The 21814-nt window shown below is 42.6% G+C and carries 16 protein-coding genes; 5 read left to right on the top strand and 11 right to left on the bottom strand.

The features are described from left to right. Nucleotides 1-81 precede the first annotated feature (81 nt). A complete protein-coding gene (locus AC59IL_RS26170; protein WP_496555175.1) occupies nucleotides 82-1005 on the bottom strand; it encodes a class I SAM-dependent methyltransferase in 924 nt (307 codons plus the stop codon). 167 nt (nucleotides 1006-1172) lie between these two features. Here AC59IL_RS26170 and AC59IL_RS26175 point away from each other — a divergent pair, with 167 nt between their 5' ends. The 4 genes from AC59IL_RS26175 (at nucleotide 1173) to uvrC (ending at nucleotide 5906) form a co-directional block, all read left to right on the top strand. After that, nucleotides 1173-1787 (top strand): RNA polymerase sigma factor, encoded by a 615-nt coding sequence (locus tag AC59IL_RS26175; RefSeq protein WP_496555176.1) that lies wholly within the window; start codon nucleotides 1173-1175, stop codon nucleotides 1785-1787. Nucleotides 1788-1849: 62 nt separating this feature from the next. After that, the gene (locus AC59IL_RS26180; RefSeq protein WP_496555177.1) at nucleotides 1850-3319 is read left to right on the top strand and encodes an outer membrane beta-barrel protein; all 1470 of its coding nucleotides are present in this window, start codon (nucleotides 1850-1852) and stop codon (nucleotides 3317-3319) included. 134 nt (nucleotides 3320-3453) lie between these two features. Beyond that, a complete protein-coding gene (locus AC59IL_RS26185; RefSeq protein WP_496555178.1) occupies nucleotides 3454-4065 on the top strand; it encodes a hypothetical protein in 612 nt (203 codons plus the stop codon). Nucleotides 4066-4070: 5 nt separating this feature from the next. Next, the gene (gene uvrC, locus AC59IL_RS26190; RefSeq protein ID WP_496555179.1) at nucleotides 4071-5906 is read left to right on the top strand and encodes an excinuclease ABC subunit UvrC; all 1836 of its coding nucleotides are present in this window, start codon (nucleotides 4071-4073) and stop codon (nucleotides 5904-5906) included. 316 nt (nucleotides 5907-6222) lie between these two features. Here the strand turns inward: uvrC and porN are convergent, their stop codons facing one another. The 8 genes from porN to AC59IL_RS26230 form a co-directional block, all read right to left on the bottom strand. After that, on the bottom strand, nucleotides 6223-7257 hold the full coding sequence (gene porN / locus AC59IL_RS26195) for a type IX secretion system ring subunit PorN/GldN (protein WP_496555180.1): 1035 nt from the start codon (nucleotides 7255-7257) through the stop codon (nucleotides 6223-6225). Between the two features lie 24 nt (nucleotides 7258-7281). Next, complete coding sequence (gene porM, locus AC59IL_RS26200) at nucleotides 7282-8826, bottom strand: type IX secretion system motor protein PorM/GldM (RefSeq protein ID WP_496555181.1); 1545 nt, start codon at nucleotides 8824-8826, stop codon at nucleotides 7282-7284. 101 nt (nucleotides 8827-8927) lie between these two features. Beyond that, a complete protein-coding gene (gene porL / locus AC59IL_RS26205) occupies nucleotides 8928-9692 on the bottom strand; it encodes a type IX secretion system motor protein PorL/GldL (protein ID WP_496555182.1) in 765 nt (254 codons plus the stop codon). A 136-nt stretch (nucleotides 9693-9828) separates the two neighbouring features. Continuing rightward, nucleotides 9829-11100, bottom strand: coding sequence for a T9SS ring complex lipoprotein PorK/GldK (gene porK / locus AC59IL_RS26210; RefSeq protein ID WP_496555183.1), 1272 nt, complete (start codon nucleotides 11098-11100; stop codon nucleotides 9829-9831). A gap of 151 nt (nucleotides 11101-11251) precedes the next feature. After that, nucleotides 11252-13330 (bottom strand): thioredoxin domain-containing protein, encoded by a 2079-nt coding sequence (locus AC59IL_RS26215; protein ID WP_496555184.1) that lies wholly within the window; start codon nucleotides 13328-13330, stop codon nucleotides 11252-11254. Nucleotides 13331-13578: 248 nt separating this feature from the next. Beyond that, nucleotides 13579-14382 (bottom strand): uroporphyrinogen-III synthase, encoded by an 804-nt coding sequence (locus AC59IL_RS26220; protein ID WP_496555185.1) that lies wholly within the window; start codon nucleotides 14380-14382, stop codon nucleotides 13579-13581. Nucleotides 14383-14409: 27 nt separating this feature from the next. Continuing rightward, nucleotides 14410-15438 carry a DUF4271 domain-containing protein gene (locus AC59IL_RS26225; protein ID WP_496555186.1) on the bottom strand — a complete coding sequence of 343 codons (1029 nt, stop codon included), beginning with the start codon at nucleotides 15436-15438 and terminating at the stop codon, nucleotides 14410-14412. 100 nt (nucleotides 15439-15538) lie between these two features. Further along, entirely contained in the window at nucleotides 15539-17530 is a 1992-nt protein-coding gene (locus tag AC59IL_RS26230) for a BamA/TamA family outer membrane protein (RefSeq protein WP_496555187.1), read from the bottom strand. A 55-nt stretch (nucleotides 17531-17585) separates the two neighbouring features. Here AC59IL_RS26230 and hemW point away from each other — a divergent pair, with 55 nt between their 5' ends. Further along, on the top strand, nucleotides 17586-18707 hold the full coding sequence (gene hemW, locus AC59IL_RS26235) for a radical SAM family heme chaperone HemW (RefSeq protein ID WP_496555188.1): 1122 nt from the start codon (nucleotides 17586-17588) through the stop codon (nucleotides 18705-18707). A 478-nt stretch (nucleotides 18708-19185) separates the two neighbouring features. Here hemW and AC59IL_RS26240 read toward each other — a convergent pair whose 3' ends face one another. Both AC59IL_RS26240 and AC59IL_RS26245 read right to left on the bottom strand, forming a co-directional pair. Further along, the gene (locus AC59IL_RS26240; RefSeq protein ID WP_496555189.1) at nucleotides 19186-20223 is read right to left on the bottom strand and encodes an NAD(P)H-dependent glycerol-3-phosphate dehydrogenase; all 1038 of its coding nucleotides are present in this window, start codon (nucleotides 20221-20223) and stop codon (nucleotides 19186-19188) included. A gap of 211 nt (nucleotides 20224-20434) precedes the next feature. Continuing rightward, nucleotides 20435-21814: an efflux RND transporter periplasmic adaptor subunit gene (locus tag AC59IL_RS26245; RefSeq protein WP_496555190.1), complete on the bottom strand. Its 1380-nt coding sequence runs from the start codon at nucleotides 21812-21814 to the stop codon at nucleotides 20435-20437.

Raw genomic sequence — 21814 nt, forward strand, 5'->3', positions numbered from 1 at the left:
AGTTTTCGAAGGCCTGCGGTTGATTTGGTAATACGATATGTAATGATAAAGCAGCAAAACCTACGCCACCATGGCATGGCCTTAACGTTTATTGAACACCGCAATAATATTCTTGCCGCTGTACATCGAATGAAAGAGTTTTAACCATTTATGGTAGAAGAAATCAAAAGCACCTTTCAGCGGCTGACCGGATTTGTAAACTACATCTTTATTCACTTCAAAAAAACGGTTAAAATCGTAACCGCCCGAAGGTAATTTTTCGATGATGATCCTGTTTACCGTAACCGGAAAAAACTTTGTAAGATTTTCGAAGGCAGGCTTGTTCCATAAACCGGTATGGTGGGGTGGCAGGTTCAGCGACATGAATTTATCATGGCCGAATATATAGGGATTATTATAAGGCACAGCTATTAATAATTTGCCGCCGGGCTTTAGTATGTGTAAACAGCCGGTTAAAAAAGAAGCCACATCGGGCACATGTTCAAGCACCTGAAAAGCGCACACCACATCGTATTCAGCAGTTACTTCTTTTGCTTTTTGCTCAATGGTTTTATATTCCAGGTCAATACCCCGTTTTTTAGCAGAAGCAATGGAGTCGGCATTCAATTCAGATCCGAAAACATTGGCTACGTTGTTCTTTTTTAACTTTTCAAGAAAAGCGCCGCTGCCAGCCCCGATTTCATATACCTTGTCGTTTGGCGAAATAAATTGCCGGCAAATGTCGTGCTCCCATTTTGTTTCGGCATAGTAAGGTGCGTTGAACTTAATGGGCATTTGTCTTTTCAGGTCGTCATAAAAACCCTCATCGCCGCTGATGGTAAGCGGATAATAAAACAAAAAACCGGTATCGGCGCACCGGCATATCTGAACAGTATCTATGCCCCTGAAAAACCTGCTTACATCTACATCAAAATCATTTTTATATAAGTCGATTATAATTTGGGTCGATATAGTGTCTGCAACCTGAACATTTGTAAGCCTCGTAACCGGGCTGATAATTTCCATAGTTCCCCTTTTATATTAAAAACAGCGCGTTTTCGTGTAAAAGTCGCCAATATAGCACATTTATCATTTTCAGGCTACAAGAGCATCTTTTGGCTTCTGCGGCAGCCCCCGGACCCTATGAAAAAAGGCAATTTTTTTATAACCAGAGCAGCAATTACTTCGAAAAATTGTCTAAATTACAGGGCAACCAAACGGTTAATATGACCGACGACGCCATTTTACAAGGCTGTTTACGTAATGATACGACTGCCCAGCGGGAATTGTACAATAGGTACAGTCCCAAAATGCTGTCTGTCTGTTACAGGTTCGCCCACCACCGGGAAGATGCTGAAGACATGTTGCAGGAAGGTTTTATAAAGGTGTTTTCACAGATACACACCTTCCAGAACAAAGGAGCATTTGAGGGTTGGATACGGCGAATCATAGTTCATACCTGTATCAACCACCTCAAAAAGAACAAAAAGTTCAACGAAAGCGTCGACATCATCCATGCAACCAGCATCCAGGTACGCGAAGAATCAGTGCCTTCGATCGTTCAGGCCAAACAGGTAGTTGAGTGTATTCGATTACTACCTATTGGTTACCGCACGGTACTTAACCTGTACGCTATTGAAGGGTATTCACATAAGGAAATTGCTACCATGCTGGATATTGAAGAAAGCACCAGCCGCTCACAATATACGCGGGCAAAGCAAATGCTGGAAGACATCCTTGTAAAGAAAAAAATCATTATGCGGCCAAAAGAAAAAATCAACTGGTTAGGAGTAGCAACAGGAAGATAACCAAAACCGGACATACTGATACATTAATCCTATGAAAACAATACCGTACAAACAATAATGATATGGAGCGAGGTTTCTACAATGAGGATATTGAAGAACTGCTGAAAGAAAAAGCTGACCAATATAAAATGTATCCCTCTGATAAGGTGTGGAAGGGAATTCACCGTTCATTACACCCCAACAGAAAATGGTATTGGTTAAGTCTTGCGCTCTTTCTGTCGGCCGTAGGTTACTATACCTTTATTGAATTTATCACTCCTTCAACGGCCGGTAAGCCAATAGCCGGCAATAACTCTTCTACTAACGTTTCCAAATCAACCGAAGCAGCCGCCAGCCCCAAAGCTGTTATTGTGCCCTTCGGAACTCCTAATAAACAAACAGCCTCCAATACAGGCAGCAGCGCCAAACAAAGAACGTTTGTGCTTAACCCTGATAATAACAATACCAATAACACCCCCGATAACAAAGCGGCTGTTATTGATATTAACCAGTCTGTTTCAATGGCCGCCAATGAGCAGCCTGTTATCACACCCGACTTCAATACCGAAGCACCGGTGTACGATCCCGAAACAGGTCGTGTAAATAAAACCTGGCAGCTTGAACCATCAGATAATATATTGGCGATAGCCGGTAACGACCATGAAACTGTAAAGGTTCAGCCTGAGGAATTATTACAGCATAGCGCAACAATCGACAATAAGAAGCTGGGCAGCAATACGAACAATGAACAGGAAGATGCCAAACGTGTAAACTGGCTGCAAAACATGGCCGTGTATGAACTGGAGGTGCCTAAAATGAAGCGTGTCAGCTGGCAAATTGCCTTTACGCCAACCATGAACTACCGCACCCTCAAAGGCAGCAATTATGCCGGTTCATCGTCTGACGTAAAAACTTTACCGCTGCAACCGATCATTGCCGGTGATCCCGATAAGCTGGTAAACCATAAACCGGCGCTCGGATTTGAGGTGGGATCGAGTATTTTATATGCCTTAAACAAAAATCTTACTTTCAAAACCGGTTTACTGTTTAATTATACCCGGTACGATATTCAGGCTTACAGCTCCTATACTTCTGAACAGGCCATTATTGCCCTGAACACCAGTTATGGAATTGCAGCCAACGAAATAACTACCTATACCCGTTACCGCAACTTTGGCGGCGATGCCGTACAGGATTTACATAACCAATACTATCAGCTGTCGGTACCCTTAGGTTTGGAAGTAAACTTACTGGGTAGTAAAAAATTACAGGTAGGCATTGCCGGAACAATACAGCCCACCTATTTACTGAACAGGAACACTTATCTGATCACTGCAGATTATAAATATACCACCGAGCCATCGCTGGTACGTAAATGGAACTTAAATTCAAGTGCTGAAGCATTTATTTCCTATAAAACAGGCGACCTGAAATGGCAGGTTGGGCCTCAACTGCGTTATCAGCTATTATCGAGTTATATAAAAGAGTATCCTATCCGCGAGCATCTGATTGAGTACGGTATTAAGATAGGAGTAGCCAAAACTATCCGCTAATTTTCGGGTTATTAACCTTTAAATAATAAGCTGCTGTTATTATTACGGCAGCTTATTGTTTTTTATGGGAGATGTCACAGATCCGCCTACGGCGGGCCCCCTGAAATTCGTGGCGAATTCGATAATTTTACCAAATGAAGCGGATCAAATTATTTTTACCGGCCCTGTTATTAATGGCCATAGCCTGTAAACATAAACCCAAACAACCGGCACCCAATACACCTGAAACGAAGGATTCTGTTGGCAATAACGCGTATTTGCCAATTACAGATTTTATTAAAAACGATATAATAAAGGTTGATTCATTTGCCGGGGGCATTTTAAAAAGGATAAGCAAAAACGGGAAAAAGGATTCTGCTTATATTCAATTACCCGAATTTAATAAACTGGCCGGCCAGTTTATCATTCCCGAGCTCGACTCGGCGCTGTTTAACCAGCATATGACTGAAAGCTCCATGATGGATAATACCACCGAGCTGCTTAATTTTATGTATACACCAAAGCAGGCCGACTGGCCCCTGCGAAAAGTGATCGTGTATTTAAAGCCCAGCCTGGCCGATGATAAAGTGAGCCGTATTTATATTGAAAAGGAATTTACCAGGGGCGATACATCGTTTCACCAAAAACTGAACTGGAATATACAGGAATATTTCTATACCATTACCATTCAACAACCAAATAGCGGGCCCGCTGTTACTACTATGGAAAAGGTGATCTGGGACCCGCAACATTTTGCTGAGGAGTAGTTATTATGACGTCACAGGAATTTTCACATATTGCACCAACTTTACCGGTTGACCCCGGCATTTATAAATATTTCGATTCGCTGGATGAATTATTGTACGTAGGCAAGGCTAAAAACCTGCGTAAACGCGTCAGCTCATACTTTACCAAAACATTTACCTCATATAAGACACATGAGCTGGTTCAGCGCATCAAACGCATTGAGTTTACCATTGTTCCATCGGAACAGGATGCTTTTTTGCTGGAGAACTCGCTGATCAAACAGTTTCAGCCGCGTTTTAACATCAACCTGAAAGATGATAAAACGTACCCGTACATAGTTATAAAAAACGAACACTTTCCCCGGGTTTTTCTTACCCGTCGCAAAATAAATGATGGTTCCGAATACCTGGGACCGTTTACCTCGGTAGCCAAAGTTCGCGAGCTGATCGATTTTGTACGAACCAATATTCAACTGCGCACCTGCAAACTCAACCTTACGCCTGCCAATATTAAAAAGGGTAAGTTTAAAGTTTGTCTCGAATATCATTTGGGTAATTGCAAAGGCCCCTGCGAAAACCTGCAAAACGAAGAAGATTATGCCGAAGGATTACTGCAATTAAAAAATATTCTGAAAGGCAATCTCGGTCCCGTTATTCAACATTTTAAAAAAGACATGAAGGCGGCGGCAGAAAATCTTGCTTTTGAAAAGGCCGAAATACTGCGCAAAAAAATTGAGCACCTCGAGCAGTACCAGGCCAAATCGGTTATTGTAAGCCGTCACCTTGGTAATGCAGATGTGTTTTCGATGCTGCGCGATGGCGATACAGCGTTTATTACCTACCTGATGCTGCAAAATGGCACCATTGTGCAAACGCATACATCGCAATGGGAAGCACATCTCGATGAACCCGACGATGAAATATTGTCGTTTGCCATAGCGCAATTGCGATCGACCTTCAATAGTTTATCGCATGAAATCATTGTTCCCTTTAATATTGAATATGCCGAGCCTGAAATTGTAGTTACCATACCCAAAGCAGGTGATAAAAAGAAGCTGCTCGATATGGCAGATATGAACGTAAATTATTTCAGGGAAGAGATGAGGCAAAAGAAGATGCTGAAGCTGGATGGTAAAGACGATTCGGTACGTAAACAGGTGCTGGAACAGTTACAGCACGATTTGCAATTACCGGTTGTACCCGTTCATATTGAATGTTTCGATAACTCAAATTTCCAGGGTAGTTATCCTGTATCGGCCATGGTATGTTTTAAAGATGGCGTGCCCAGCAAAAAAGATTACCGGCATTTTAATGTAAAAACAGTGCAGGGTATAAACGACTTTGCCACCATGAAGGAAGTGGTTACGCGTCGTTATAAGCGATTACAAATGGAAAATGAACCTTTGCCCCAACTGGTGATCATTGATGGCGGCAAGGGACAACTGGGCGCTGCGCTGGAGGGTATACGCGAACTGGGCATGCAGGGTAAAATGACGGTGGTGGGCCTTGCCAAAAATGAAGAAGAAATATTTTTTCCCGGCGATCAGCAATCGGTAAAACTGCCATACAGCAGCGACAGCCTGAAATTAATACGTTCCATACGCGATGAAGTGCATCGCTTTGGTATAACATTTCATCGTAAGAAACGCAGCCAGGGAACTTTTAAAAATGAACTGGAACAAATAAAAGGCATTGGTAAAAATACAGCCGAACAATTACTGAAAGAGTTTAAATCGGTGAAACGCATCAGGGAAATGAGCCTTGAGGAATTAGCAGTTTCAGTAGGCAATGCCAAAGCAACATTGATCAAAAATTACTTTACCAGGAGTGATACACCTGCCAATGAAAGCGGGGCAAATTAGCACTGAATAGGGGTGTAATTAATACATTTCTTTGAAGTGTAGCGGTAGAACTTACTATAAATAAAAAGGGGCCCGGATAGACATCCAGCCCCGTTTTTAAAATCCAATATCCTATGAAAAACCATTGTAAAAATAGTGAATCAATACCACAAAACAATACCTAAATGTGGGTATTTTTAAAAAAATTATTGATATAATGTTTATACAATGAACTTTCAATTATAATGTGTTCCAACAGGTTATCTGTTACAAACAAAAGGGGTATCGTATTTTTACGATACCCCTCTTAGTTATACTTTAATGTGGATAATCCTTACTAATAAGACCACAGATCCTGCTCATAATTAAAGATCCTTTCTTTCATATTCTCGCCTTCGAGCAGGGCAAGAATAGGATCTTTAACATACTGTGAAATGAACTCATCGTTCGGGTTATTCACTGTTGATTTAATGATACGGCTGGCAAACATGCGGCTTTCGAACAATTCTTCCCAGCTCATGCGGGCGCCGAAGTTCTTACCATTATATACCTCATGTTTTGCAAAGATCGGTCTCAGATCGGGATAGTACACCCAGAAGATGGGGGTTACGCTTCTAAAGCTTCCGTCTGACTCGGTGATCGTTTTCAGCGGGGCAATTCCCAGAATACGAACCTGCATACGCGAAGATTCTTTATCGAATACCCAGTCTTCTTTAATCCAGAACCTTTCTATTTTATCAGCATCAAATTCTTCAACGATTGTAGTATCTCTCATGAGACCTTTAGAACCATCGGGGTCTTTTACCAGGTCAGGAACCTGTATGGTATGTGGCGCTGCCACCAGACTTTTTACGATATCCTGGAAGGTCATGGGAGTAGTGAACCGGTCATCTACGGGCGAAAATGCAGTAATGCTGTCGTTTTTGATTGAATTCAGCAGAATATAAATGAAGCGCTGGTTACCCAGGTCGCCTTCTGCTTTATAAACGAAGGGCAGGTTCATTTTTTCATGAACGTCGATTTCTCTCCATACCCGTTGCATATAAACGGCATCATCTTCCCGAATGTGTTCGTAGGGTAAAGGAATACGGTCTTTAACCAGGTTGCGCTCGATCGCATTATCATTACGCAGCGATTTTTTAATCGGCGGAATGTCTAATTTGGCTTCAGGCGGAGCCGGTTTTACAGTATCTACCGGAGGAGCAACAACTGCGGCAGTAGGTTTATTTCTGCTTTTAGAAGTGCTTTTCTTGGCAGTATTAGTCCGTACAGCCTTTTTGCGGACAGGTTTCTTTACCTGGGCATCTACTGTTGTGGCGGTGAAAGCCATTACAGTCAGCAACAAACACAATTTTATGATGCGGTTCTTCATTTGTTCCCTATTTTAATATATTTATTACTTCAGGCTAAATTGCATGCCCGGAATTTCTCTTTGTTTGCCTTCGGGACCTACTACAATGATATTATCGAAGAATACTCTTGTACCAGGACCTGCGCGGTTGATCAACTGAGCAGCATTACCATTCCAGCGGTTGCCTTCGTTGGTAGCTTCAGCATAGATAGAGATAGGACCACCTACCGCACCTACTCTGTAACTTACCACTTTGAAAGGAGCTTCGAAATCAGTTTCTTCAAGCTTGGCAATTACAGCACCCATGGCTTTGAATTCGGCAGAAGATAAGTTTCCGCTTTTCTTAGAGCCAACAAAAGCTGCAGGTGGAGGTAAATATTTTAAACGCATGGGGAATTCAAAATTTTTCCCGTTTGCATTTACTATAATTTTAGATAAACCGGGGCGGCTGGGTTTTGCAATGTAGCGATCGCCACCAGCTCTGTTAATAGAACCGTCGGCAAAGCTTACTTTTACTTTTTCGCTACCAACGCTACCACCAGAGATAGTCAGCGGGTTGTCTACCCCGATATACATTACGTTCATTTTTTCGAGGAACACTGAAGCTCCTGAAGGAACGCCTACTGTATATTTAATGACTTTGGTAACACGATCAACAGAACCATCGGGTTTGTTATACTCAATTACTACGTTAATTGGGTGCTCGCCTGTTCCGCTGGCTGTTGTTTTAAACAGAGCAGTACCATCGGGTGTTATAGGCATTGATTGACCGTTAATAGTAATTTTTGGTTTAGCCGCATCACTGAATGCACCTACTCCGGCTGTTATTTCAACAGGATCTCCGGGCATAGCATATGTAGTATTTGATGTTGCAATAGCCTGGAATTTATTATATACCAGCTTTACCTCACCAATTTTTGAGTGAAAATAGTCAACTATCTGGGCTTCAGAATTTTTAACATCGTTCTGGAATTTGCTCAGAATAGTTAAAGCGGCGATGGCAGGAGTCATGTGGAAATAGCTTTGAGTCCAGCCACTTACATCATTACTGAATTTATTACCAACTTTAGACTGAGGCACATTCAGATCGATAGGGAGTGATTTTTCATAGAACGAAGCCTTAGGATCACTACCCAACAGGGCGATCATTTGTTTTTTATAGTCACCCAGTTTGGTATATAATTCTTTGCCTTTTCCTTTGGTATCCATCAAGCGGGTGGCTGCGTCCAGGTTATCGGCATTGATTAGTTGTTTGCCTTCGTGCTCGTATGTGCCTGCTTCTTTTTCAAGATCTGCTTTTAACTGATCAATATAACCGTACAGATCTGCAGATAATTTTTGGGCGTCAGCGGCTTTAGGCGCCCATGTTGCGGCTTGTGCCGCAGTTTGGGGATCACTTAATTTGGCCTTAAATGACGCGTAGGTCAGCTGGTTTTTATCAGTAATTAAATCATTCGATTTTGTAATACTGCCATTTACAGTTGCGAAGGCATTCAGGATCTCCGATGATACGTTTAGTGCCAGCAGGGCTGTAAGCACCAGGTACATCATATTGATCATCTTCTGCCTCGGCTCTTTGGGTAAAGCCATGGTTTAGGTTTTTCTTAGTTTAAACAATTTTTAGTTACACTCATTTGATTACGCATTTACATGGGTAACAGGATACGGATATGATTACATCATCACCCTGATTAACGACCCTGCATGGCAGTGAGCATGTTACCATAAATGGTATTCAGGTGGCTCAGGTTGTTTGCCAGTTTAGCAATTTGATCGTGTGCTTTTTTAGCATCGTCTACGCTACCCTGCATGGTTTGAGAAGCCTGTACGAGGTTGCCGTAGAAGGTGTTCATAGCTTTCAGGTGATTGTTTGTATCCTGCAACTCCAGTTCGTAAATGGCATTCAAAGAACCTAAATTCTTGGTCAATACCTGAACCTGTTCGTGGAATTGCTTTGTGCTGTCGGCAGCATTATTAAAGCTTGAAACTGTAGAAGCAGCGCCCTGGTAAACGGTTTTCATTTGATCCAGAGCCTGAGTTACTTCTTTGGTTTTTGCTGTATAGTCGCTGGTAGTTTTTACTACATCAGATACATCAGCTATATTAGTAACAGTAGAACCTAATTTTTTGAAACCATCGCTTAAGCGGGCGAGGTTGGCAGGAGTGATATCGGCATCATGGAACATCTGGTCCATTTTATCAATGGCAGGGTTTCCTGAATGGCCACCGGCTAATTTGGGTAATGCTTCTGCAATAGCATGCATTTCTGATCCGGGAGGCGGTAAAAATGCATATACAACGAAAATAACTGCTTCGGTGATAAGTCCTGCCGTTAAAAAGAAGTCAGCAAGCGCCTGGTGTGTAATTTTTTGCCAGGCCCCGAAGATTACTACAGCGGCACCCATACAAACGATTACGTTTACCAGTCTTTCAGTAGATTTAGAAACTCCAGCCATAACTTAAATTTTTAGATTTTTTTAGAAAACGGATTTTCAAAGGGTTAAGAGAATAAGAACCTATTTTGATTTTGTGTTAAATCAATCTCCAATAAAACGGGATAGCCGTTAAAAAATTTTACCGATAAACAAAATTTTAACGTTTCTTCTGCATAGCAGGTAAATCGATCACACAACGGAAGCCGATGTACGACTTAGCCGTATCCATATACTCATAGCTACGGGTGCTGGTTTGGAGGAAGAAGCCTACGTCTTTCCAGCTACCGCCACGGATTACCTTACGTTTCATGCGCGGAGGATCATCATCGTTGGCATCGAAACGAATATCGGGGTTCATATCGTGTTGGAAGTTGTAAGCACCTTCGTAGTACAGAGAAGAAGTCCACTCCGATACGTTACCGGCCATGCAATACAAACCAAAGTCGTTTGGCCAGTAAGCATCAGCGCGTGCAGTATAGAAAGCACCATCTTCGGGGTAGTTACCGCGGCCGGGTTTGAAGTTGGCCAGTAAGCAACCCTTTCTGTTTCTCAGATAATAGTTACCCCAGGGGAACATTGATTGAGAACGACCGCCACGGGCAGCATATTCCCACTCAGCTTCTGTTGGTAACCTGAAATCTGACTCAGTAGGTCTTTTCTTTGATTCGAGGTAAGAATTGAGGTAATGCGTTCTCCATTCGCAGAATGCAGTAGCCTGTTTCCAGTTTACACCTACAACGGGATAGTTACCGAAGGCAGGGTGTACGAAATACCGTTTGGTCATCGGCTCGTTATATGAATAACTGAAGTCGCGGATCCAAACCAGTGTATCGGGATATACAGGAACATTCTTTTTAACTATGAACTGAGAGCGGGGTTTGCCGGCGTTTTCACGGGCAGCAGCCTTTTTCAGCTCAAAAGTCTCTGAATGGTATATCAGTTTTGATGGATCGATTTCTTTTTTACCGAAAACGCGGTTTTCGGGAGAAAGAATCAGCTGGTCGATCTTTTCGATCGTAGCCTTATCATCCCACTTAATGGTTTTGGCCTTTTTCCAGTCAACATTAAATGTTCCATCTACTTCTTTACCGTACTGAAGTAAAGTGGCGCCGATAGAGTCGCGAACCCACTGCACAAACTGACGGTATTCGTTGTTTGTGATTTCGGTTGCGTCCATCCAGAAACCATTAATGGAAATTTGCTTGTTGCGGGCTGTGTAAGCATAGTTAACATCCTCATCACTGGGACCCATGTGAAAGGTTCCTGGCGGTACATAAACCATTCCGGGGGGTTTGGTCATCTGATACCTGGCTGCCGGAGAAACTCCATGCAACTGGCCATCATTAGGCACGCCTGAGGATTTTCCTACTTTGCCACATCCGGTGGAGATCAAAGCCACCAGCGCTGTTAAGGCGGATAGGTTCTTCATTTTCATAATATTAAAGGGTATTGGGCAAAAATAATGTTTTACCGACTTCATCACAAGAAATGATTTATTTTTTAAAACTGCAATACGTGATATAAGCTCATAACTAAACGATCCCGGAAATTGGATTATTGTATCCCTAATTTTTAATTTTTTACACATTTTCCAAAAGACGGATCAGGTCGCTCAATTTGCTTACAGGGGTGTTACACTGGTAGTTTTTACACAAATAAAGCTGTGTATCAGCGGATGGTGGTTTATTGGCTAATAAGGGTAAATCATTATTAGCAAGGGGTGCGGACTGGATTACCCGAAAAGGAAGAAAGTTTCGTAAAAGGTCGTTTCGAACGGCTTCAAAATCTTTTCCGATGACAGCTATTTCGGCAACTCCCCAGGTTATCATGAGCATCATAGATGCCCAAACGCCAAATGAACCGGGGTGCCTGTGTATGGCCTGCTGTAAACCGGCGCACATTTTCACTGCCCTCTCTTTCCAGTCAGATTTGTCGAAAATAACGCCTACATAATGCAAATTAAACGCCATTATTGCGTTTCCCGACGGAATTGCGCCATCATACACCTCTTTTTTACGCACAATTACATCTTTTTGGTCGATGCCGGTAAAAAAGAAATAGCCTGTTTCATGTTCGCTGAACCGGTCAACCACCCATTGGGTTAATGACCGGGCCTTATAAAGATATCCGGTATTACCCGAAATCTCCTGCAATTGTATCAGCGCCTGAACTAAATACGCATAATCGTCTAAAAAGGCTGGGTATTTTGCTGTATCTTTTTTCCAGGTGTGAAAAAAATTTTCTCCTTCGCCCTTAAAACGGTTCAACAAAAACTCCATATTGTCGTGCGCTACCGCTGCATAATGGGCATCGCCAAACGTGCTGTACGCTTTGCTGTACGCGCTGTTCATCAGGGCATTCCATCCCAGCAATACTTTATCATCGAGCAGAGGCCGTATGCGCTTATTGCGCTGTTGCAATAATTGCCGGCGGCTTTGTTCAAGCAGTTGCTGCAGAGTGGTTTCGGGGATATTGTTTTCCACCGCAAAGTCGGCCAGCGGCTTACGTATATTCAGAATATTTTTATGTTCCCAGTTGCCGTCTTCGGTTATGTCGTAAAATTTACAAAAAAGGGCTGCATCTTCTTTCAATACTTCTTTTACTTCGGCCAAACTCCATACGTAAAACTTTCCCTCCTCCCCTTCGCTGTCGGCATCAAGGGCCGAATAAAAACCGGCCTCCCCCCGGCCCCCTCCGGTGGAGGGGGAGCAATACAATTCTCTTTCAACAAACGCCAGGGTTTGTTCAACCGCCTGTTTATACAAAGGCTTTTGGGTTAGCTGCCATGCCTCGCACAGCACTATTACCAGCAGGGCATTATCGTACAGCATTTTTTCAAAATGCGGCACCAGCCATTCCCCGTCGGTCGAATACCTGGCAAAACCGCCACCCAGGTGATCGTATAAGCCTCCCTGTATCATTTTATCCAAACTCAAACAGGCCTGGTCAAGCGCCTGCCGGTTTTTGGTGAGATGGTAATACCGAAGCAGATACCCAATTGTAAATGTTTGTGGAAATTTAGGGGCATTGCCAAAACCACCTTCCTGTTTATCGGCCGTATTCATGATATTGGAGAACATGGTACCGGCATTGGCGCGCGAAAAGATGGCGTCAAAATCTATCTGGCCGGTGGCCTGTTGCCCAAATGAATTAGACTGGTTGATATAACTGGTAAGATTGGCGGCCTGGGTGTTTATATCCTGCCGCTTTTCAGTATACGCATTGGCTACGCCCAGCAATACGTCTTTCCACGAAGCGCGGTTATACATAGCTTTTGGTGGAAAATAGGTACCACCATAAAAAGGCCTGCCATCGGGGGTTAAAAAAACATTCAATGGCCATCCTCCGCTGCCGGTCATAGCCTGAACGGCATCCATATAAATATGGTCAAGATCGGGCCGCTCTTCGCGATCGATCTTGATATTTACAAAATGCTTGTTCATGATGGCAGCCGTTTCTTCATCTTCAAAGCTTTCCTTTTCCATTACATGGCACCAGTGACAGGCGGCATACCCGATGCTCACCAGCATTGGCTTATCTTCCTGCTGTGCTATTTGCAGTGCTTCATCGCCCCATGGATACCAGTTTACCGGATTGTGAGCATGCTGTAATAAATAAGGACTCGTTTCCTGTGCCAGTTTGTTGGGATTTCCTGCCATATTGGTAAGTTAAACACAAATTACAAGAGAAAGGGCACAGGAAAAATGATTTACGTAACCTATAGTCAAAAAATGAGTACGGTTAAGTGCGGGTTACAGGCTTCGAAGCTGGAAATGAGAAATAAAGAATGAGAAATGAGAAATGAAAAAGTAGGGCAGGGTTACAAGTTACAGAGTTCAAGCTTCAGGGTTACCATGTAACCTGAAACCTGTATCTTATGACTTTAGGCCTTTTTACCTCGATGCCTTTATGCCTTCTTTTTGGCATGTGCCGCAAGGTATTGTTCCAAAGCAGCTACCATTGAAGGCGCCTGTGGAGCGGGGGCTTTTATATCGATCGTTAAACCGGCATCTTCCACAGCACGGGAAGTGTTACTTCCGAAGGCCCCTATTCGGGTACCATTTTGCTGGTAAGTTGGAATGTTATCGAACAAACTTTTAACGCCGCTGGGAGTAAAAAAGCAAATGATATCGTACTCGGTTTTTGTGAGCAGTTCTTTTACATCATTACTGATGGTACGATACATGAATGGAGTGGCGAACTCGCAATTATTAGCCTTGAGCCAGTTTATAATTTCATTATCCTGCTGGTTTTCGGAACAGGGGTACAGGAACTTCTCGTTTTCTTTATGTTTGTTTATTACATCAAACATGCTTTTATTGGTTCCATCGGCTCCGTAAAAAACCTTGCGCTTTCGATACAGGATAAATTTTTGCAGGTACAGAGCTACAGCTTCGGTAATGCAGAAGTATTTGGTATCCTGCGAAACGTTAACTTTCATTTCTTCACAGGTGCGAAAGAAATGGTCAATAGCATGACGGCTTGTGAAGATAACTGCTGTATAATTGGCAATTTCAATTTTCTGTTTGCGGAACTCTTTGGCAGGAAGCCCTTCAAGGCGTATAAACGGGAAGAAATCCAATTCAACGCTGTACTTGCGTGCCAATTCAAAGTACGGCGATTTATCGGTTTCCGGCCTGGGTTGCGTAATCAGGATTCTTTTAATGGTTTGAGCAGCTGTTGCTACCGTTTTAGCCCCGTTTTTGACCATAATTAGCTAACGTATGGATTTGCAAAGTTAATAACTTCTTTCCACAAAAATCAATAACACCTTGTAAATCAACAAAAGGGGTGCTATTTCGAAGGCGCAAAGGTAAACAAAAAAATGGAATCTTGTGAGTTTAATCTCATTTCTTACTGGCCGATACGCTATTATAAACCGATAAATAAATAATATAACTATAAAAACATAAGTCAAAGTTAGCAAAACCGTTAAAAAAGGTCCTTTGGCAAAGGCCATAAAAAGCAAAACCGGTAACAAATATATTCCCATCATCTTATTTACCAGGAATACAATAAATATATAGGTATCGGCCGCCACCCTGATATTAAACATCCAGCCGATCATTTTAAGCATAATAAACTTGCCCAGGTATATAGCGGTTATCAGCAGGCAACAGTATAAAAGCAACAGCCACCGGTTCATACCCGGTACAATATTATAATAGTCGGCCACAAAGCTCAGGAACAAACCCAAAGAAATAACAAACAGAATATTCAGGAACAGCGATGGCAATGGCGATTGCAGCACCTGGTCGCGGATCTGCTGCTGCCTCATGGTAACCCTGAAAAACAGTGTATTCAGGTTATCGAGGTACTTCATGAATACGATTCTGATAAAACCGAAGAAGAACAACAACGCAGCCAGAAAATAGAACATGCTTTCGTCGTTACCCGACTTTTTCAAAAGTTCGGTGATCAACACGCCCTGGCCATAAAAATTAAAATAAGGATGATTGAGCAATGCCTTTTCAAAACCCTGCACCGAAGGCCGGGTGGCAGGCACCGGCGGACCGCTCATGACCGATGCTTCGGGAATATCTGAATCGGGTTTTTTTTGAATAACAGGCGCTTTGTTAAGCTGGGTGCTGTCGACAGGCACCACCACTGCATTCGATAACCCCGTGTCGGGTACTACCCGAAGAGTTGTATCTTTTTTGATACCGGGAGTATCGCGCTGTTCCTTAGAAATAGTATCCTGACCGCTTTGTGCGAGCGAAACAGCCATCAATAAACAACAAAAAGCAAGTAGTAACAGTTTCTTCACAGGGAACATTTGGGTTTGCAAAAATATTGTAGTGCGGTCATTGCCTGAAAAGAATTTTATTTAATAATAATTTGATGCTTCGCTCAGCCGCGGATTCATATTAAAAGTAATTAACATACCCGATATGAATCTTTGCCTGCCGCATATTGAACTTTGTATCGTTTCGCTTGCCCACTGCATAAGATATATTAAAAATGCCTGCTTTGGTTTCAAATGCCATGCCTATTCCTGTTCCCCAGTAACTATTTGAAGTATTTGCATATGTAGCGGTATTCTTCGACCAGCCCATATCAACAAAACAAAACATAAATGAATTGCGGCCCACCAGGTACCGGTATTCTGCCGTACCTACCCCGTATTGCGATGCAAAAATGCTTTCTTCATCAAAACCACGCAATAATTTATATCCACCTAACTGAAATAATTCATTGCGAAAGATAACCGGACTTTGAAACAAACCTATATTGGCAGCCATTTTCAGGGTAGAGAAGCGGGTTAATTTAAAAAAGTGCGCTGCTGATCCTTTTATGCGAAACTGATATGAATTTAACCGAACCGTATCATATAAACTGCTAAAATTAAAAGACGGATCGCTTTCATCTTTCAGTTGTACAATAACATTATTCCTTTTAATCTTTTTCGATCCGGCAATCAGGGTGAGCTGTAACTCGTTCCCCTTACGTGGATTGAACCGGTAATCGGTATTGAACCAGTCGTAATTAATACCCAGGTTTACCGAACTGATATCGGCCTGTTGAGGCAGGGTATGGGTGCTTTTTATGCTTATGGTATCAACCGTTAATACATTGGTTTGAAAATTCTGAATAAACACGCTTCCGCTCTGGCTGCCCGACAAAGCGTATTGCGCCCCCAGCAACATATCGATATTCACATACGACGAATCTTTTTTGAACAGGTTGAAATTGAAATTCACCCCAAACGGCGAACCAAACAGGTAAGGTTGCTGAAATGATAAATTAAGGCGGGGCGATTTTACCTGTATCTGTTGCCAGTTAATACCAATGCTTTCGCCATTACCCAGTGAATTTTTTAAATTAACCGTTGCCTCACCGGTGATTTGTAGTTTATTATTTTCCAGTTGAGTGCTCGATGGTAAAAATCCAACCAGCACATTTACTTCACTGCTTCGCCTGGGAACAAGGTATACATTCAGAACCGATCCCGAACCCAGCATGGTAAGACTCCAGGGTTGTTGCTCCTGCAGGTAAGGCAAATCGTTTATCTTTTTGCTGATGGTTTGCAGCTTTTCTTTTTTATAAATACTGCCATTGGTAATATTCAGGTAGCGCTGCAGAAATGAAGAGGAGATTTTTGCAGTGCCGTAATTGCGAATGCTATCAATTTTATACAACGGACCTTTAACTACCACCAGATTGGCCGCCGGTTGCTGGTTGTTAAGCGAAATGCTATCGAGTTTTATTTTGGCAAAAGGGTATCCGTTGTTTTCGAGGTAATCGAGCATTTTTTGCTGCGCAGTTTGCACCTGTTGAAAACTAACAGCATGTTTGTTCAGTGTTTTGGTGTTCCAGTTAATGGCATCGAGCAATTTTTTATCAACCGAATCAACATTCAGGTGAGCCCACTGAAATAGCTCACCTATATATACATGACACATGGCGCCCGTTGAATCGAACGAAGCCGTATCAACCGAAGCAGCCGGATAACCTTTCGATTGCAGCAAAGCAGGCAACCCGGCCACATAGTTCTTACACAGCAGCTGGTTTTTGAAACTGGTTTGCAGGCGCAGGGTATTATAGATGAATGCTGAATCTTTATCGACCGGTTTGATCTGTAATCTGTACTGGGCCTGAAGTAAAAAAGGGAAAAACAGCAAAATGGCAAATACCGTAAGGCGAAAGCGGGTTGGCAGTTTGCAGTTGGCGGTTTGTAGTTGGCGGTTGGAAATTTGTGCCGGCTGAAGCCGGAAGCAGTTTGCAGTTGGCAGTTCGCGGTTTGTGACGGGTGGTTCGCAGTTCGCAGGTAAGGGCTGGCAGGTAACAAAAGCCTGTGATAACTGACCGGTTATTTCAGTTGTGGCAAAATACTTACAACATGACACTATCTTTGCCATCTCGACTTTGAACAATTAATTTAAACTGTAATATTCGATAAAAATACGGAATACGATGGCAGGCATTTATTTACATATACCGTTTTGCAGGCAGGCCTGTCATTATTGTAACTTCCACTTTTCCACTTCATTGAAGTTAAAGAACGAATTTGTTGGTGCTTTATTGAAGGAAATCGGCCTGCAAACAAATTATCTGCCCGCCGAACCGGTGAACACCATTTATTTTGGCGGCGGCACCCCATCGCTGTTAACAATCGACGAGCTAAAGGCCATTTTACAGGCATTGCGTCAAAATTTTTTAGTAGATGCCGGGGCTGAAATTACGTTGGAAGCCAATCCCGACGACCTTAATGCCGAAAAATTAAGCGAATGGAAACTGGCCGGCATTAACCGGTTAAGCATTGGAGTGCAATCTTTTTTTGAAGAAGACCTGCGCTGGATGAACCGGGCGCACAATGCACAACAGGCAATTGACAATTTGCAATTGGCAAAAAAGTATTTCGATAACATCACGATCGACCTTATTTACGGCGGACCTACCTTGCCCGACGAAAAATGGCAGCATAATGTACATCAGGCCATTAGTCTTGGCATTTCGCATTTATCCTGTTATGCATTAACGGTAGAACCCGGTACTGCGCTTGCCCATATGATCAATAAGCACAAAACAATCGATGTTAATACCGATGATCAGGCAAGACAATTTTTATTATTGACTAACTGGATGCAGGAGGCGGGCTATGAGCACTATGAAATTTCGAACTTTGCCTTGCCGGGTAAACGCAGCCGGCATAACAGTTCATACTGGCAGGGCGCTGCCTACCTGGGACTGGGCCCTTCGGCGCATTCATTCAATGGCGAATCGCGGCAATGGAATATATCGAATAACGCGTTGTATATTCAGTCGCTCAATAACAACATAATACCTTTTGATAAAGAAGAGCTAACTGATACACAACGGCTGAACGAATACATTATGACATCGCTCAGAACTATGGAAGGACTGGATGTGCAATATGTTTCTAACCGGTTTGGTGAAACAATAAGCAGTAAACTGCTGCAGGTAAGCAACCAGTTTATCGAAACGGGTAAGCTAAAAAATTATAACGGAATACTTCAATTAACCAAAGAGGGCAAACTTTTTGCCGATGGAATAGCGTCGGCTTTATTTGTATGAAACGAATCCCACATGTTGCTGATTTTATTATTTTGCGATGCTTTAATTTCTTCATTTGCCAATCGCAATAAAATCTTCTTACTATTCCCTTACTATTCTCTTACTATTGCCTTACTGATGTTTTACTGTTAATATGGGTTCACTATGGCGCAGATATGGAGCAGACATGGGTCATACATGGCTCAGATACGTTGCAGCAATAAGCTTTACAGAATAATTATACGGAATGATGATCTTTTTTGACGTGTTTTATCACCTCATTTATAATCACAATGCCCACCAGTACCAGCATTGCAGTAACACCATATGGTCCGAATGATAAAGGCATTCTTTTGTTTGAGGTTTGTGGTTTATAGTTTGTCGTTAACCTCAATGTAAGAAATGTTTCTAATATACAACAAGCCGACTGTTGTAAAGGTTTCTTAAAATGAGGCCAGCTTGTTACATTTTCAAATTAGCACATTTTCAAATTTTCAAATTAGACCAGCGTTTTCTCAACCAGGTTAAAACCATCTCCCGGTTTAATATTTTCCCAAAGAATTCGGTAAATGGTTTCGGCAATAGGCATTTCGGCACATATATCTTTATTTACTATATAAATACATTTGCTGGCATTATAACCTTCAGCCACCATGTTCATTTCGAGCCGGGTGGCTTTTACCGAATAACCCTTGCCAATCATATTCCCAAAAGTACGGTTACGGCTATACAGTGAATAACAGGTTACCAGCAAATCGCCCAGGTATACCGAAGCGGCATAGTTTGGTATTTTACGGTGTGTTAAAGGATCTTCGCCATCATGCACACCCACTTCAATATGCTGAATGCCTACTTTTTTAAGAAAACAGGCCATTTCATCGGCACAGTTGGCAATTAAAACACTTAAGAAATTATCACCATATTCAAGGCCGTGGGCAATACCGGCGCCCAAAGCGTAAATGTTTTTCAAAACCGCTGCATACTGTACACCATATACGTCGCTGTTAACAATCGTATTCAGGTATTCGGTGGTAAAACAGGCGGCAATTTTTTCAGCCATGAGCACATCAATACCCGAAAAAGTTAAGTAGGATAGCTTTTCAGCAGCTACTTCCTCGGCATGACAAGGCCCCATTACAGTGAAATAATCCGATAAAGGAAATTTGAATTGTTGTTTCAGATAATCGTTCAGCAGCAGGTTATTATCGGGCAAAATGCCTTTAACAGCCGATATTACTTTTTTGCCTTCGAAAGCATTTTCAGAAAGGCCTTTCAATGTATCGGTAACATATCCCGAAGGCACGGCAATAACTATGCAATCGCTGGCGGCAATGGTTTCGGCAATGCCGGTGCTCAGGTTCAGCAAACCTGTATCGAAATATACCGAGCTTAAATAACCGGGATTATGATGCCGTTGTTGCAGATGTTTTACAATGGCTTCTGACCGAACACACCAATTGATTGTTTGCTTATTGTCTGTACAGATTTTTGCCAACGCCGTAGCCCAGCTTCCACTGCCGATGATACCCAGTTGCATGTAGTTTTTGTTTGCCCCAAAAGTAAGAATTGAAGTCGGAAGTCCGAAGTCTGAGGCCGGAAATGGGAGTTGCAAGTGGCGAGCAGCAAATTGGGAAAGAAGCAGGAAGTAAGATATAAGAAGTAAGAAAGATGGTAATAACAGGAATGAATTTGAAGTAGGAGGTCAAAATATTGGGTTCTTCTGACTTCCTACTTCCGACTTCTGACTTCTACTTCTTCACTTCAAACAACTTATCCTTTGGCACTACTTTTACTTTTGTACCGTCTTTTAAAGTTTTGCTGATGACATTATAGGGCGCAACCACAACTTCATCGCCCACTTTTAAGCCCTGAGTTACTTCTATGTTGTTAATATCCTGTATACCGGTTTTTACAACTACTTTTTTCACTTTGCCATCGGGTTGTAAAATAAACACCACTTCATCCAGATCGGTAGCGGTTTTTGATTTATCGGCATCCTGCGAATTGTCGTCTTTATTCTTATCCTTGTCTTTATCGTCGCCTACAACTTTATCGGTGCCTTTTTCGCGTGTGGTAACGGCATTGATGGCAGCCGACAACACATTGGCTTTTGTTCTTGTTTGAATGTCGGCGCTGGCATTCATACCGGGCCTGAAGGGGAAATTTTTAGGATGCGCCGGATCAAACAAATCGCTGTACGATTCGCGCAGCAACCTGATGTGCACTTTATAATTGGTTACATCATTTGAACTACCCGACGATGATGAACTGGCTGTGGTATTGCTGCTGGCAATTTGTGTAACAAGGCCTTTAAATTTGCGATTGTTGTAAGCATCTACCTCTACCAGGGCCGAATCGCCCAGCTTTACTTTCGGAATGTCGTTTTCGCCTACATCTACCTGCACTTCAAATATGTTCATATCGGCTATACGCATCATTTCGGTACCGGCCATCATGGAGTTACCAACTACTCTTTCGCCTGCTTTTACATTCAGTAACGAAACCACTCCGCTCATAGGCGACAACACGGCTGTTCGACTTAAATCTTTGTCGGCCCTGTCGAGGCTGGCGCGCGAGCTGGCAATGCCGGCTTCGCCACTGCGAATGCTCTGCAGTGCCGCATCGTAACCGGCCTGCGCCGATCGCAATGAATTTTCGGCCTGTTCAAATTCAGCTGTTGAAATTATTTTTTCTGCCGCCAGCTGCTTCTGCCGCTCAAATGTTTTTTTCGCCAGATCAAGCGACGATTTCAAGCTCGATAGCTGGGCCTTACTGTTATCTACAAGCGCCTGTTGCCTGTTTACTTCTGCAGCGGCCTGGTTTCGCTGGGTTGAATAAATATCAGCATATATTTTCGCCAGCACCTGCCCTCTTTTAACGCTATCGCCTTCTTTCAACTTCAGTTCAACAATTTCGCCCGAAATATCAGGACTTACTTTTACTTCTATCTCGGGATATACTTTACCGCTGGCGTTTACGGTTTCGGTAATATCGCGGCGAACAACTTTTTCAGTGGCCACTTTCAGGCCTTCGTCTTTGCCAAGAACGCCGGCGCTTTTCAGCCCTACAAGCAGTATTACCAATATAATAAGGCCTAAAAAGATCCATAATAATTTTCTTTTCTTCAT

Source organism: Niastella sp. sgz303648 (genome assembly GCF_059587045.1).